Here is a 13,312-nt window from a genome sequence, read left to right as displayed (position 1 = left end):
GGTTTTCCCCTTTGTCAGCACCTATGCGGCGTCGCGCGCCTTGCCCATGATGATCATGCTCAGGATGTCATCCTCGGTCACGTCGCCGACCTTTTCGGTGCCGATCAGCGCGCCGTTCTTCATCACCGACACACGGTCGCACAGATCAAGCATCTCGCGGGTGTCGTGGCTGATCAGGAAGATGCCAAGCCCTTGGGCCTTCAGTTCCTTGATCAGATCGGCAACCATCTTGCTTTCATGCACCCCAAGGGCGGCGGTCGGTTCGTCCATGATCAGGATCTTGGCGTTGAAATAGACCGCGCGGGCAATCGCAACCGATTGCCGCTGACCGCCCGAAAGCGCCGAGACAGGCTCGCTTATCTTCTTAAAGTTGGGGTTGAGCCGCGCCATGATCTTGCGGGTCTCTGCCTCCATCCGCGCGTCATCCACGAGGCCGAACTTATTGGTCAGTTCCCGCCCCAGAAACAGGTTGCTGGGCGCATCAAGGTTATCGGCCAGCGCCAGCGTCTGGTAGATGGTCTCGATGTTGTGTCGGCGGGCGTCACGGGGCGAATGGATGTTGGCTTTCTTGCCCTCGATCCAGATTTCGCCCTCGTCCATCTGATAGGCACCTGCAAGGATCTTGATCAGCGTGGATTTCCCCGCGCCATTGTGCCCCAACAGGCCGACGACCTCGCCCGGATACAGGTCCAGCGACACGTTATCGACGGCACGCACCCCCCCGAAGGACAGCGAGATATTCTTGAGCTCTACAAGCGGTGTCATGATTTCCCTCCCATACGGCGGCGATAGACGATGTCGATCCAGACGGCGAAGACAAGAACCGCACCGACGACGATGTTTTGCAGCGGTGCGTCAACGCCCACCATAGCCATGCCCGATTGCAGCGATTGCATGATCAAGGCACCCAGAATGGCCCCGTGGATCGTCCCTATACCGCCCGCCAGAGCCGTGCCGCCAATGACAGCTGCCGCGATGACACGCAGTTCGTCCAACGTGCCGATGTCGTTCGAGTGGTTGGTCAAACGGGCAGAGGCAACAACCGCGGACAGCGCCACCAAGGCCCCCATCAGGGCAAAGACCTTGACCGTCAGCAGACGGGTGTTGATGCCCGACAGCTCTGCCGCGTCGGGGTTGCCGCCCGTGGCAAAGATATAGCGCCCCAGCCGCGTGCGTTTGGCCATCACGGTCATGCCAATCGCCAGCGCGATCAGCAGCAACACCGAATAGGGGATACCGTATGACGCGGTATAGCCTTCGGGCATCACATCGCCACGGGCCTTGAACTCGCGCATCAGACGCGCGGTCGGAACCTCGTAGGCGTTCAGGATGGCGACAAAGCCCAGAATGCCCACGGCGATGATCAGACCGACCAGCACCTCGGCCCAAACCGGTTTCACGTGAAACCCGTGGTTGACCTTGTTGCGCCGTGACGACCACAGCGCCCAAAGCGCCAGAACCACGGCGATCAGCCCGACGACCCAAGACCATGTCTCGCCCAGGGTTCCGTTGATGCCGCCGAACTTGCGGAAGGTTTCATCCAGTGGCCCGATGGTTTGACCGTCGGTCATATACCACGCCACGTTGCGCCAGATCAGCAGCCCGCCAAGGGTCACGATGAAGGCAGGGATCGTGAGGAACCCGATCAGCCAGCCCTGAAACGCGCCGATGATTGTGCCAAACAGCAGGCCGACGATGATCGCGATCCAGGGGATCATCGGATGCCCCAGCCCCATGCCCAGCATACGCGGCAGGATATCGGTCTGGGTCATCGCCATCGCGGCAGAGCAGGTGGCCAGCATCGCGCCGACCGACAGGTCGATGTGACGGGTCACGATCACGAAGACCATACCGGTCGCCATAATGGCAACGCTGACCGTCTGGATCGTGAGGTTGAAAATATTGCGCGGCGTCAGAAAGCGCCCGTCGGTCAGCACGTTGAACACGAGGCAGACCAGAATGAACGCACCGATCATCCCTAACAGACGGGTATCGATTTCGAGCTGGCTAAGAAAAGAGCGCTTGGGCGCTGTCGGCGACGGATGTACATCTGCCCCGGTTTCGGTGGTCGTATCTGTCATGTGATTGGCTTCCGGATTGGGTCGCAATGTCAATCAGCGGGGCCGCAAAGCGCGGCAGCCGGGCTGAAGCAAACGGGTGGCACACCCCGCATCAGGGGCGGGGTGTGCGTTCTGGTCTTAGTTACAGGCCGCGACGTCTGTCACGCCTTGGCACAGGGCTTCTTTCGAAATCCAGCCGGCGTCCAGAACCGCGTTCAGGTTGTCGATGGTGACAGGCACGGGGGCCAGAAACTTGGCCGACAGGGCTGTACCCGCAGGGGATGTCCATTCCTGCGCGCCGTCCACGTCTGCCATCTCGGTGCCGCCGGCAAGGGCAACAGCGATTTCGGCAGCGTTCTTGCCCAGATCACGGGCGTCTTTCCAGACGCTGACGGTCTGCGTGCCCTTGGCAACACGGTTCAGCGCCGCGTGGTCGCCGTCCTGGCCGGATACGGGCGTGCCTTCCATGCCTTGCGCGGTCAGCGCGGCAACGGCGCCGCCTGCTGTCCCGTCGTTAGACGCAACAACCGCATCAACGTTATTGTCTTGCGCGGTCAGGATCTGCTCCATGTTGCGCTGTGCGTTGGCGGGCAGCCAGCCGTCGGTATAGGCTTCGGCAACGATGGTGATATCGCCCGCATCAATCGCAGATTGCAGCACTTCTTGCTGGCCGCCGCGCAGGAAGTCGGCGTTCGGATCGGTGGGCGAGCCCTTGATCATCACATAGTTGCCCTTTGGCATCGCTTCCAGCACGGCACGCGCTTGCATACGGCCCACCTCGACATTGTCGAAGGTAAGGTAAAAGGCGCGGGGGTCTTCGATCAGGCGGTCATAGCCCACAACCGGAATACCTTCGTCCGCGGCTGCGGTGATTGCGGGGCCGATGGCCTGGCTGTCTTGGGCAAGGATGATCAGCGCATCAACGCCTTGGGCGATCAGGCTTTCCACATCCGACAACTGCTTGGCCGACGACGATTGCGCATCGGCGCTGACATATTTCGCACCGGCAGCGTCCAGCGCGGCCTTGATCGCGGCCTCGTCTGTTTTCCAGCGCTCTTCTTGGAAGTTCGACCAGCTCACGCCGACGGTGATATCCTCGGCTGCTGCGGTCTGAGTGAAGCCAGCAGTGGCGACGGCCGCTGCCATAAAGAGTTTACGCATTTCTTTCCTCCCAGATGAAATGATCCGATGTCCTTGGTGGCATCGGTGACGTCGTAGTATGAGGTTGCGCACTTTAATTCAGTTGTCAAAATAAATTTTACATTATGACACAAAGAATTTGACACAGATCGGCAAAACACGGCTTATTTCCTGTGGGAGACAGAGGGATTAACCTGTTGCAGGGTAATTTCAAAATACATCGGGAGGATAAAGTTTGGCGAGCGAACTAATTCGCGACCTTGGGTCGGAGGGGTCAAAACTTGTGTCTTCAGGCTGTGGCCCGCTGCTGGCCTTGCCGCAGGATGATACACGCCCGCTGCGCCAACAGGTGTTTGAACAGGTCCGCGCGAACGGACAGATGCCGCGCATGGATGTGGCGCGCAAGCTCAACATCAGCCCCGGGTCGGTGACCACCATCACCTCTGATCTGATCGCGCGCGGTCTGCTGCAAGAGGTAGAGGACAGCCAGCGCGGCCCCAGCCGTGGCCGCCCGCCCATTGCCCTGCGGGTCGCCCCGCAAAGCCGTTTCGTCGTGGGCATGAAGCTGTCGGACGAACGTCATACCGCGGTCTTGCTGGACCTTGCCGGCACGATCATCGCCGAGGCCCATGTCGCCAGTGCGTCGCTGCGGCAGTCTACCGAAGATATGTTGACCGAAGTCAGTTCCCTCATGGACAGGCTGTTGCAGAAATCGGGACGCGTGATGTCCGACATCAGCGCCGTGGGAATCGGCTTGCCCGGTCTGGTGGATGCGAGCCTCGGGATCGTGAAATGGTCGCCGGTGATGCTGGACACGGACATGCCGCTGCGCGATCTGCTGTCGAAAACGCTGGGGCTGCCTGTGTCCTTGGACAATGACACCAACCTGCTGACGCTGGCCGAACTGTGGTTCGGGGCCGGTCGGGGGATTTCCAACTTTGCCGTGGTGACCATTGAACGCGGCGTCGGCATGGGGCTGGTGCTGAACAACCGACTGTTCCGCGGCGCCCTTGGCCCGGGGATGGAGCTGGGCCACACCAAGGTGCAGCTGGACGGTGCCCTGTGCCGTTGCGGGCAGCGCGGCTGTCTTGAGGCCTATGTCGCCGATTACGCCATTATCCGCGAGGCAGGCACCGCGTTTGAACGCGACCCGCGCGCCGAAAGCTCTGCCGTGTCGATGATCGAAACCCTGTATGACGAAGCGAACGCAGGCAACGAGGCCGCGCTCGCGATCTTTAACCGCGCCGGACGGTTCCTGAGCGTCGGGCTTGCCAATATCGTGCAGTTGTTTGACCCCGAACGGATCATTCTCAGCGGCGAACGGATGCGCTATGACTATCTGAACGTTGACGATGTGCTAAACGAGATGAACTCTATGATCCTACCCGCGGGCCGCGCGCCGACCCCTGTCGACATCCACGCTTGGGGCGGGTCCGTCTGGGCGAAAGGGGCCGCTGCATTGGCTCTGTCCGATGTGACCGACGCCCTGCTGGGGGAGACTGCTGCGTGATCCATCGTTTGATGGCGGCAGCCTGTGTCTTTGCCTCTGCTGCCCATGCCGATCCGTTGTTTCAGGACATCAGCGCGGGCCTGCCCGACCATCATTATACCGGCGGGTGGGAACATTTTGTCGGCGGCGGTGTGTCGGCGTTTGACTGTTCGGGCGACGGGCTGCCCGATCTGGTGGCCGCAGGTGGCACTGCACCGCTATTGTTGCTCAAAAACGTCTCTGACACTGGGGAAATCGCCTTTGAGCGGGCTGTGATCGACCCCGAGATTACGGGTGCTACGGGGGCCTATCCTGTCGATATGAACGGTGACGGGCTGCTTGATCTATATGTCATGCGCGTCGGGCCGGACCGCGTGCTTCAGGGCGGCGCGGATTGCCAGTTCACCGATGTGACAGAGGCATGGGGGATCCCGCAAACCGATCAATGGACCACCGCCTTCACCGCCTGGTGGGAGGATGGCGCATCCTTTCCCACGCTTGCGATCGGCCATTATGTTGACCGCGCCAATCCCGATGGGCCGTTTGGCGCCTGTGATACCAACACGCTGCTCGCGCCCAAGGGCGGCACCTCGCCCCGATATACCGCGCACGCGCTGTCGCCGGGGTATTGCGCCCTCTCGATGCTTGCCGCAGAGGATGCGCGCGGGCTCAAATCGCTGCGAATCTCCAATGATAGACACTATTATGTCACCGGCGGGGCGGAGCAGATGTGGGATATCGCTGAACAGCGGTTCCTGACCGAAGCGGACGGCTGGGCCAAAGTTTCGCTTTGGGGGATGGGGATCGCCAGCCGTGACCTGACCGGCGACCAACGGGACGAGCTGATGCTCACCTCTATGGGGGACCAACTGATGCAGGTGGCGCAAGCCGACGGCAGCTATCGCGGCGCGCCCTATGACATCGGCACCTATGCGCAGCGCCCCTATGTGCCCGGCGATGGCCGCCCGTCTACCGGATGGCACGCCAGTTTCGCCGATGTGAACAACGATGGCCGCGCCGATCTGTTTATCGCCAAGGGCAATGTCGACCAGATGCCCGGCATGGCGATGCGCGATCCGAATAATCTGTTGATCCAAGGGGCGGATGGCCGCTTTACCGAGGCCGGCGACACCGCAGGTGTGGCCGATATCGCGCGGTCACGGGGGGCGACACTGGCGGATTTTGATGGCGACGGGCTCCTGGATCTTGCCGTGGTGAACCGGCGCGCGCCGATGCGTATGTATCGCAATGTGACGCCCGAGGCAGGCCGCTTTGTGCGCATCGCGGTGCGGGGCGCGGGCGGCAATCGCTTTGCCGTGGGGGCGCGGGTGATCGTGACGGTGGGCGACGCCGTGCAAAGCCAGCAGATCACCCTTGGCGGCGGTCATGCGGGGGCGGTGCTGGCACCGCTGCATTTCGGCATCGGCGACGCGGCAGAAGCATCGGTGCAGGTCCGCTGGCCCGATGGCACGCAAAGCGACCCCATGCGCATGACGGCAGGCGATGAGATCACGGTCACGCAGCCCGATTGATCAGGGCGCACCGCCCACGGCCAGACCGCTTGGCACCGTGTCAGGGATACCCAAGCGTCCCGACAGCGCCTGCGGGTCATCCAGACTGCGCAAGAAAGACACTAACGCGGCGATATCACCGGGATTCAGCCCTTTGGGCGCGCGGATCATCGCGGCTTGGGTGATGGCATCACGGGCGGCGGGGTCGTCCATCTCGCGCCAGTCATCCCTGTCCAGCGGCGGCAGGCGCACCCCGTTCCTGTCAGCCGCGCCGGGGGCAAAGCGTTTCGCCGCGCGGGCCGGATCCATATGATCGCGCAAGAACTTCTCTATCTGGCTGTGCCCGCCCGCATGCCCCCAAGGGCCGGTCTGCATCACATTGCGCAGGGACGGCGTGCGAAACGCATAGGCATCGGCCCCATTTCCAGTCACGCCCATACGCCCCGTATCGCGGGTGTGGGTTTCAAACACGGCCGCCTTGCCGGGGCCAAGCTGCGGTGCCCCCATGGCGTGAAAACTATGGTCAGTCTGGAACGCCCCCGCGTGGCAGGTGCTACAGCCCGCCTCGCCATAAAACAGCGCCATGCCCTTTTGCGCATCGGCGTCCAACGGGGCTGACCGATCGCGCAGATAGGCATCAAAGGCAGAGCTGTCTGACCGCCATTCATGGGCCACAAAGACGGCAATCGCGTTTGAAATATCGGTAAATCCGATGTCGTCGGGCGTGGTGATATGATCATAGACCGATTGGAACCGCCGCGCATAGTCGGGCAAACCCGCCACCCGTCGCGCCAGAATATCCCACGCCCCGCCCTGCGCCGTGATCAGACCCTGACGCACGGCTTTGGCAACGTCATTCTCCATATTCTGGCCGGCCATCTCGTCGGGGCTGAGCACCGGAAACATGGTTTGCGCCGAGAGCAAAGACGCAAAACCGTCAAGCATATCGTCGTCCAGCGGCGTGCGGAAACCGGACGGCATTTCGGCGTCAACCTCGATCCGGCCATCGTGGAACAGCACGGTGAATTCCTTTGCGCCCAGATTGAACAACGCAGGCGAATTGCGCGGGATGCGGTGGGGCGGCATGTTGTCGGGATCCCCGCGCCGTTCCAGCCCCAGCCCGACCCCACCTTCGCCCAGACCCAGCGACACGCCATCGCTGGTGGCAAAATCGGGGTGGTGACAGGTAGCGCAGGCGATATTGCGGTTGCCCGACAGGATCGGATCGTAAAACAGCAATTGCCCGAGGATCGCCTCGTCCAGATCGACGGGCGCAAAGCTGGCCGGATCAACGGGGTCGGGCAGCGGTCCCGCAACGCCAGGAAACGGCGCAAGACAAAGGGCGAAAGCGGTGACAAGGGCGGTCTTCATCCTCGCAGTTTTGCGGAAAAACCGCTTCGGTACAAGCGTTTGACGCGGGGCGACCCGCAATCAAGACATGCCGAAAACCGCACAGACAAACGCAGGGGGGAAAAATTTCTTTTGCGCGCGTCAAAACCGCTTTAGGGTCTGAAACAAGGCCGGAAACATCGGTCAAATCAACGGTTGGAGACCACGAATGGGCAAAAGAGATGAATGGATCGCGAAATATGCCGACGATCTGCAAACGAAATGCGGCATGACGCCAGATATGGACCTGCTGACGAAAGTGACTATCGGTTGCGGTCCGTCGATCTATAACGCTGACGCGCAGACCATCGCCGCGTCGCAGGAAAGCGAGCTTGAGCTGGTCAAGAACAACTTCCTCATCAAAAAGCTTGGTCTCTCGGATAGCCCCGAGCTGATGGACGGTATCCACAAAGCCGTAGAGACTTACGGAAAATCCGAGCGGAACAAATACCGCGCGGTGGTCTACTATATGCTGACCAAACACTTCGGCAAAGAATCCGTTTACGCGTAAATCTGACCCTGCCGAACTGAAAACGCCCGCTTGGTTCAGCGGGCGTTTTTATGTCTAAAGCGCGTGTCTAAAGCCTGTATTAGGCTCTAGGGTTTGGTGTTTCCAAGGGCGCAGATCGCGCTCCATTGCTCTGATGTGACAGGCTGGACAGACAGACGCGGGCTTTTGACCAGCGGCATATCATCGAACCGGCCATCGGCCTTGATATCGTCCAGCGTCACCGGTTTTTCAAACGGGCGCACGGCTTTGATATCGACACATTCCCAGCGTGCGTCCTCGGTCGAGCTATCGGGATGCGCGGCGGCGCAGACCTCGACAATGCCGACAATCGCGCGCTCGCCTTGCGAATGGTAGAAGAACCCCAGATCGCCAACCGCCATCTCGCGCATGAAGTTGCGCGCCTGATAGTTGCGCACGCCGTCCCATTCCTCGCCCGCGTCACCCTTGGCGACCTGATCCGGCCAGCCCCAGGTCGAGGGTTCGGATTTGAACAGCCAGTAGGCCATTACCCGATCACCCGGTTCCACGGGATCAGCTGCACATCGGCGAACAACCCGGCCTTGGCATAGGGGTCATTGTCGGCCCAATCTTGCGCCGCAGCTTTGTCGGCGACATCAAGAATGACCAAAGACCCGATCATATCGCCGGCATCATCCAGCAGCGGACCAGCTTGGGCAACGACGCCAGTGGATTTCAGATATTCCACATGGGCGGGGCGGTTTTCTTGACGCACGGAAAGCGCGCCAGCTTTGTCTTTGGCAATAAGGGCAACCAGCATGTTATTCTTCCTTTAAAGGGCGGGTCAAAAGCGCTTTCATCGCGCTTGCTACATCTAAGCGGTTCTCGACCAGACCTGCAACGGCCGCGGTGATCGGCAGATCCAGCCCGTTGTCATGGGCCAGCGCATCGACCGCCCGCGCGGTGGCGGCACCTTCGACGGTGGTGGCGCTGTCAAAGGGCTCCCCCCGGCCGAGGGCCAGCCCCAGCCGGTAGTTCCGCGATTGGGTCGAGGTGCAGGTCAGCGTCAGATCGCCAAAACCGGACAGGCCCGCCAAGGTCACCGGATCCGCGTGGTGATGCGCGGCAAGCCGCTGCATTTCGGCAAAGCCACGGGTCATCACGGCGGCGCGGGCGCTTTCGCCCAGGCCCGCGCCGATTGCGGCACCGCAGGCGATGGCCACCACGTTTTTCAACGCGCCCCCCAGTTCCGCACCCACGGTATCAGAGGTGCGGTAAAGACGCAGGTTTGCCGTTGTTAGGCTCTGTTGTAGGGTCGCGCAGGTGGTTTTATCGGCGCAAGCAAGGGTCAGTGCCGTGGGAAGCCCCCGTGCAATATCCGCGGCAAAGCTTGGCCCCGTGAGGATCGCGGCGGTCGCATGGGGCAGCACCTCGCGGATCACGGCGACAGGGCCAAGGCCGGTGTTCAGCTCGATCCCCTTGCAACAGGCGACGATGGTCTTGCCGTCCAGCGCGGCAGCGTGATCGCGCAGAAACCCGCGCAGTTTTTGCATCGGAACAGCGGCGAGCAAGGTCTGCGCCTTGGCGGCCTCTGCCAGATCCTCGGTCACGAACAGGCCCTCGGGCAGCGGGCAACCGGGCAGGCGGGCGGTGTTTTCGCGGCTTTGCCCCATGCCCTGTGCATCCCGCGCCCATAGCGTCACCGCGCCCTTACCCGCCAAAGAGATCGCCAACGCAGTGCCAAAGGCACCGGCCCCCAGAACGGCAATGCTCATGCTTTCGCTCCTTTTTTGCCGCTGCCCAACATGGCGGGCTGGCTTGTGTCCAGCGGCCAACGCGGGCGGGCCGACAGGGTCAGATCATCGGGCGCGCGCAGCTGGCTTTGCTCGATCGCGGCAAAGGCGATCATCGCGGCATTATCGGTGCACAGCGACAGCGGCGGCGCGATAAAGGCGCAGTCTACTTCGGCTGCAACAGTCTCTAACCCGCGGCCTATTGCCTTGTTCGCGGCCACACCACCCGCCACACAAAGGGTGCGCACATCAGGGGCATGGTCCAGATATTTCCGCAAGGCGCGGCGGGTCTTTTCGGCCAGTACATCAGTAACGGCAGCCTGGAACCCGGCAGCCAGATCGGCCTGATCCTGAACGCTCAACCCGCCTTTTTCGTCGATCACCTTGTCCCGCGTGCGCAGCACCGCCGTTTTCAACCCCGAAAAAGACATGTCGCAATCAGGCCGGTCCAGCAGCGGGCGCGGCAGGGCAAAGCGCTTTGGATCGCCCGCCTTGGCCGCCTGCTCAATCGCGGGGCCCCCCGGTTGCGGCAGTGAGATCAGCCGCGCCACCTTGTCAAAAGCCTCGCCCGGGGCGTCGTCGATGGTGCCGCCCAAGCGTTCAAACCGGTCCGGCCCATGCACCAGCAGGAACTGGCAATGCCCGCCGGACACCAGCAACATCAGATAGGGATAGGGCACATCATCGGTCAGCCGTGGCGTCAGCGCATGGCCCGCCAGATGGTTCACGCCATATAGCGGCTTGCCCGTCGCGGCCGACAGCCCCTTGGCGCACATCACGCCCGACATCACGCCACCGATCAGCCCCGGTCCCGCGGTCACGGCGAAACCGTCCACATCCGCCAAGGTCAGCGCGGCCTCGGCCAGCGCCTTTTCGACACAAAGGTCCAGCTTTTCCGCATGGGCGCGGGCGGCGATTTCGGGGACGACACCGCCGAAAGAGGCATGAAGCTCGGTCTGCCCCACAACGACGGAGGACAGCACGAGGGCGCGTTGCCCCGGCAGCTGACGCACCAGTGCGGCGGCGGTATCATCGCAGCTGCTTTCCAATCCAAGAAGTAACATGGCTGTTTCCGTTGCAAGGGTGACAGGGGCCAAGTAACACCTTGGGGCAGGTGGAACAATCCTTGGGGCCCAAGCGTCAGATGACAAAACCAGCGTTGATCCTGACCCGCCCTGCGCCCGCCTGCGCGGCGTTTGCGGCCAGCCTGCCGGCTGCGCTGCTGTCGCGGGTGCGGGTAGTGATCAGCCCGTTACTGCACATTCTACCGACCGCAGCACCTGTTGATCTTGGCGGCATCGGCGGGGTGATCTTTACCTCGGCCAATGGGGTGGCGCATGGCCCGAAGGGGGGCGCCCTGCCGGCCTATTGTGTGGGCGAGGCGACGGCGCAGGCGGCTGCGGCCAAGGGCTGGCAGGTTGCGTTTCACGCGCCCGATGCCGCGCGTTTGCTCCCGATGATCAAGGCACATCGCCCCGCAACGCCCCTGCTGCATCTGCGCGGCACGCATCAACGCGGGGATATTGCCGAACGGTTAACGCAGGCCGGTCTGCCGACACGCGCTGTGGTGCTTTATGACCAGCGGGCGCTGCCTCTGACGCGTGACGCCCAAGCCGCGCTGGCAGATGGCCCGTCGATCGTGCCGCTGTTTTCCCCGCGCACCGCCGCGCAATTCGCTGATCAGGCATGTGAAACGCGGCGGGCCACCATCATCGCCCTCAGCCCCGCCGTGGCCGAGGCGCTGGACCGCACAGTGGTTCAGCAGATACTCATCGCCCCTGAACCAACCGCCACGTCACTGCGTTTTACGCTTGAAACTGCGGTGGATTGGAACAGGTTAGCTTGAAGGTCGACCTAGATGCCGTCTAAGGTTGTGCAATACGTCTGATATCAGGTCAGAATCGGAAAGGTTTTTAAGCGTGGCGAAAGCGAAAACACCCAGTTCAGGTGACGACACCCCGAAGACATCTTCGAAATCAAAGGCGTCTGCTGCCGCCGCCAAGCCGAAGACCACAGCCAAGAAAACCGGGTCGTCCACCGCGACAAAACCGGCTGGGTCAACGGCGAAGCCATCAACGGCCAAGCCCAAGCCTGCGGCCAAGACATCTGCTGCAAGCGCGGCGAGCGCTGATAAAACCGCGACAGGTAAAGCCAGCGATGACAAAGCGAGTGCCAAACCCGAAAGCGTGAAAACCACCGACACCGCATCGACCGCCTCGAAAGCAAGCGACGCCAAAGAAGCAACGACACCCGCTGTGAAAACGGGGGGCAGTGATACGGCGGCCAAGGCTGCTTCGCCCGCGATTACCGCGACCGCCTCGACGTCTGCCAAACCCGAGACGAAGCCGAGCGACACAAAATCCGATGCAAAGCCAGACGCGAAAGATGTAAAGCCGGACACGGCCTCTGATAAACCGGCGACACCCGCGTCCAAGCCCACAACGTCAACCGCATCGACCACAACGGCGAAACCGGCCACGCCGTCCAAGACGCCGCCCCCCGTCACCCCCGTGGCAGAGCCTGAAAAGCGCGGTAGTGTCTTTTGGCCGATGCTGTTTGGCGGCATCATCGCGGGCGGAATCGGCTTTGCCGTGGCGGAATATGATCTGCTGGAACAGGCGGGCCTGCGCCCTGCGGACACCTCGCAATCTAACCTGAGCGACACGATCGCCGCGCAAGAAGCACGGATCAAGGCGCTGGAAGAGACAGATCCGGCCCCCGCGCCCACCGATGACGCCGCCCTGCAAGAGGTTCAGGCGCTGGTGGCCGAACTGGCCACCCGTGTGGATGATCTGGGTAACCGCCCCGCGACAGAGGCACCGGCCCCTGTCGATACGTCAGCCTTTGAAGAGGAACTGGCGGCGCTGCAATCCTCGGTCGAGACGCAGCGGGATGAAATTCAACGTCTGCTCGACAATGCGCTCAGCGTTGAAGAAGCGACGGCGCAAGCCGCACAGGCCGCGACGTTGCAATCCGCCTTGGGCCGGATCGTCTCTGCCGTCACAACCGGCCAGCCCTTCGAGGCAGAGATCGCCGATCTGAAAGCCAATGGTATTCAGGAAGTCCCGCCGGCCCTTGCCGATACGGCGGCGACGGGCGTTGTCACCGCCGCCAATCTTCAGGACCGTTTCCCCGATGCGGCACGGGCATCGCTTGCCGCGGCACGCGCGGCCTCGCCTGATGTGGACGGGGGCGGCATCGGCGGCTTCTTCAAGCAGCAGTTGGGGGCGCGGTCGGTTGCACCGCGTGATGGGGATGACCCCGACGCGATCCTGTCCCGCGCCGAAGCGGCAATGCGCGACGGGCGTCTGGCCGATGCGCTGGCAGAGGTGAAAGCCCTGCCGCCCGAAGCCCAAGAGCCCCTGTCCGAATGGCTGTCTGATGCGCAAGCGCGCCACGACGCCCAAGACGCCGTACAGACATTGACACAACGCCTGACGGCGAACTGAGGAACCTGATTT

At 62.3% G+C, this 13,312-nt stretch carries 14 protein-coding genes; 5 read left to right on the top strand and 9 right to left on the bottom strand.

From position 1 onward, the window contains the following. Positions 1–21 precede the first annotated feature (21 nt). From AADW22_RS01760 to xylF, 3 genes are all read right to left on the bottom strand, one after another. A complete protein-coding gene (locus AADW22_RS01760) occupies positions 22–765 on the bottom strand; it encodes an ATP-binding cassette domain-containing protein (RefSeq protein ID WP_407474124.1) in 744 nt (247 codons plus the stop codon). Beyond that, the gene (locus AADW22_RS01755; RefSeq protein ID WP_243250925.1) at positions 762–2,081 is read right to left on the bottom strand and encodes a sugar ABC transporter permease; all 1,320 of its coding nucleotides are present in this window, start codon (positions 2,079–2,081) and stop codon (positions 762–764) included. The genes AADW22_RS01760 and AADW22_RS01755 overlap by 4 nt, the downstream gene beginning before the upstream one ends. Positions 2,082–2,198: 117 nt before the next feature. After that, positions 2,199–3,221 carry a D-xylose ABC transporter substrate-binding protein gene (xylF, locus tag AADW22_RS01750; protein WP_037942471.1) on the bottom strand — a complete coding sequence of 341 codons (1,023 nt, stop codon included), beginning with the start codon at positions 3,219–3,221 and terminating at the stop codon, positions 2,199–2,201. A gap of 262 nt (positions 3,222–3,483) precedes the next feature. Between xylF and AADW22_RS01745 the strand changes: the two genes are divergently transcribed. Both AADW22_RS01745 and AADW22_RS01740 read left to right on the top strand, forming a co-directional pair. Beyond that, positions 3,484–4,710 carry an ROK family protein gene (locus tag AADW22_RS01745; RefSeq protein WP_260005486.1) on the top strand — a complete coding sequence of 409 codons (1,227 nt, stop codon included), beginning with the start codon at positions 3,484–3,486 and terminating at the stop codon, positions 4,708–4,710. Positions 4,711–4,721: 11 nt separating this feature from the next. Next, positions 4,722–6,221: a CRTAC1 family protein gene (locus tag AADW22_RS01740; protein ID WP_407474566.1), complete on the top strand. Its 1,500-nt coding sequence runs from the start codon at positions 4,722–4,724 to the stop codon at positions 6,219–6,221. Here AADW22_RS01740 and AADW22_RS01735 read toward each other — a convergent pair whose 3' ends face one another. Continuing rightward, entirely contained in the window at positions 6,222–7,571 is a 1,350-nt protein-coding gene (locus AADW22_RS01735) for a cytochrome-c peroxidase (RefSeq protein WP_407474123.1), read from the bottom strand. 187 nt (positions 7,572–7,758) lie between these two features. Between AADW22_RS01735 and AADW22_RS01730 the strand changes: the two genes are divergently transcribed. Next, positions 7,759–8,100 (top strand): DUF2853 family protein, encoded by a 342-nt coding sequence (locus tag AADW22_RS01730; protein ID WP_005850691.1) that lies wholly within the window; start codon positions 7,759–7,761, stop codon positions 8,098–8,100. An 86-nt stretch (positions 8,101–8,186) separates the two neighbouring features. Here the strand turns inward: AADW22_RS01730 and AADW22_RS01725 are convergent, their stop codons facing one another. The 4 genes from AADW22_RS01725 to tsaD are packed head-to-tail and all read right to left on the bottom strand — an operon-like array spanning position 8,187 to position 10,915. Then, entirely contained in the window at positions 8,187–8,606 is a 420-nt protein-coding gene (locus tag AADW22_RS01725) for an EVE domain-containing protein (RefSeq protein WP_005850690.1), read from the bottom strand. Further along, complete coding sequence (locus tag AADW22_RS01720) at positions 8,606–8,878, bottom strand: YciI family protein (protein ID WP_005850688.1); 273 nt, start codon at positions 8,876–8,878, stop codon at positions 8,606–8,608. Before AADW22_RS01720 ends, AADW22_RS01725 begins: the two co-directional genes overlap by 1 nt. Before the next feature lies 1 nt (position 8,879). Next, positions 8,880–9,833, bottom strand: coding sequence for an NAD(P)H-dependent glycerol-3-phosphate dehydrogenase (locus AADW22_RS01715; protein WP_037942477.1), 954 nt, complete (start codon positions 9,831–9,833; stop codon positions 8,880–8,882). Next, a complete protein-coding gene (tsaD, locus tag AADW22_RS01710) occupies positions 9,830–10,915 on the bottom strand; it encodes a tRNA (adenosine(37)-N6)-threonylcarbamoyltransferase complex transferase subunit TsaD (protein WP_407474122.1) in 1,086 nt (361 codons plus the stop codon). The genes AADW22_RS01715 and tsaD overlap by 4 nt, the downstream gene beginning before the upstream one ends. 80 nt (positions 10,916–10,995) lie before the next feature. Here tsaD and AADW22_RS01705 point away from each other — a divergent pair, with 80 nt between their 5' ends. Next, a complete protein-coding gene (locus tag AADW22_RS01705; protein WP_407474121.1) occupies positions 10,996–11,697 on the top strand; it encodes a uroporphyrinogen-III synthase in 702 nt (233 codons plus the stop codon). Here AADW22_RS01705 and AADW22_RS01700 read toward each other — a convergent pair. After that, complete coding sequence (locus AADW22_RS01700; RefSeq protein ID WP_407474120.1) at positions 11,689–12,420, bottom strand: hypothetical protein; 732 nt, start codon at positions 12,418–12,420, stop codon at positions 11,689–11,691. The two genes, AADW22_RS01705 and AADW22_RS01700, sit on opposite strands and share 9 nt — an antisense overlap. On the opposite strand from AADW22_RS01700, the gene AADW22_RS01695 reads away from it, so the two are divergent. Then, complete coding sequence (locus tag AADW22_RS01695; RefSeq protein WP_407474119.1) at positions 12,401–13,300, top strand: COG4223 family protein; 900 nt, start codon at positions 12,401–12,403, stop codon at positions 13,298–13,300. The genes AADW22_RS01700 and AADW22_RS01695 overlap by 20 nt on opposite strands. The last annotated feature ends 12 nt before the right edge of the window (positions 13,301–13,312 follow it).

This window comes from Sulfitobacter sp. PM12, from assembly GCF_045586035.1.
In the GTDB taxonomy this organism is placed as follows: Bacteria; Pseudomonadota; Alphaproteobacteria; order Rhodobacterales; family Rhodobacteraceae; genus Sulfitobacter; species Sulfitobacter pontiacus.
The sequence above is the reverse complement of the archived record's forward strand: the minus strand, read 5'-3'. Positions and strand labels throughout refer to the sequence as shown.

Excerpts from the sequence above, each read along its gene's own strand:
- AADW22_RS01720 (WP_005850688.1), bottom strand. The coding sequence starts at position 8,878 with ATGCTGGTTGCCCTTATTGCCAAAGACAAAGCTGGCGCGCTTTCCGTG.
- AADW22_RS01695 (WP_407474119.1), top strand. The coding sequence starts at position 12,401 with ATGCTGTTTGGCGGCATCATCGCGGGCGGAATCGGCTTTGCCGTGGCG.
- AADW22_RS01715 (WP_037942477.1), bottom strand. The coding sequence starts at position 9,833 with ATGAGCATTGCCGTTCTGGGGGCCGGTGCCTTTGGCACTGCGTTGGCG.
- AADW22_RS01755 (WP_243250925.1), bottom strand. The coding sequence starts at position 2,081 with ATGACAGATACGACCACCGAAACCGGGGCAGATGTACATCCGTCGCCG.
- AADW22_RS01735 (WP_407474123.1), bottom strand. The coding sequence starts at position 7,571 with ATGAAGACCGCCCTTGTCACCGCTTTCGCCCTTTGTCTTGCGCCGTTT.
- AADW22_RS01705 (WP_407474121.1), top strand. The coding sequence starts at position 10,996 with ATGACAAAACCAGCGTTGATCCTGACCCGCCCTGCGCCCGCCTGCGCG.
- AADW22_RS01730 (WP_005850691.1), top strand. The coding sequence starts at position 7,759 with ATGGGCAAAAGAGATGAATGGATCGCGAAATATGCCGACGATCTGCAA.
- xylF (WP_037942471.1), bottom strand. The coding sequence starts at position 3,221 with ATGCGTAAACTCTTTATGGCAGCGGCCGTCGCCACTGCTGGCTTCACT.
- AADW22_RS01700 (WP_407474120.1), bottom strand. The coding sequence starts at position 12,420 with ATGATGCCGCCAAACAGCATCGGCCAAAAGACACTACCGCGCTTTTCA.
- AADW22_RS01740 (WP_407474566.1), top strand. The coding sequence starts at position 4,722 with ATGGCGGCAGCCTGTGTCTTTGCCTCTGCTGCCCATGCCGATCCGTTG.
- AADW22_RS01760 (WP_407474124.1), bottom strand. The coding sequence starts at position 765 with ATGACACCGCTTGTAGAGCTCAAGAATATCTCGCTGTCCTTCGGGGGG.
- AADW22_RS01725 (WP_005850690.1), bottom strand. The coding sequence starts at position 8,606 with ATGGCCTACTGGCTGTTCAAATCCGAACCCTCGACCTGGGGCTGGCCG.
- tsaD (WP_407474122.1), bottom strand. The coding sequence starts at position 10,915 with ATGTTACTTCTTGGATTGGAAAGCAGCTGCGATGATACCGCCGCCGCA.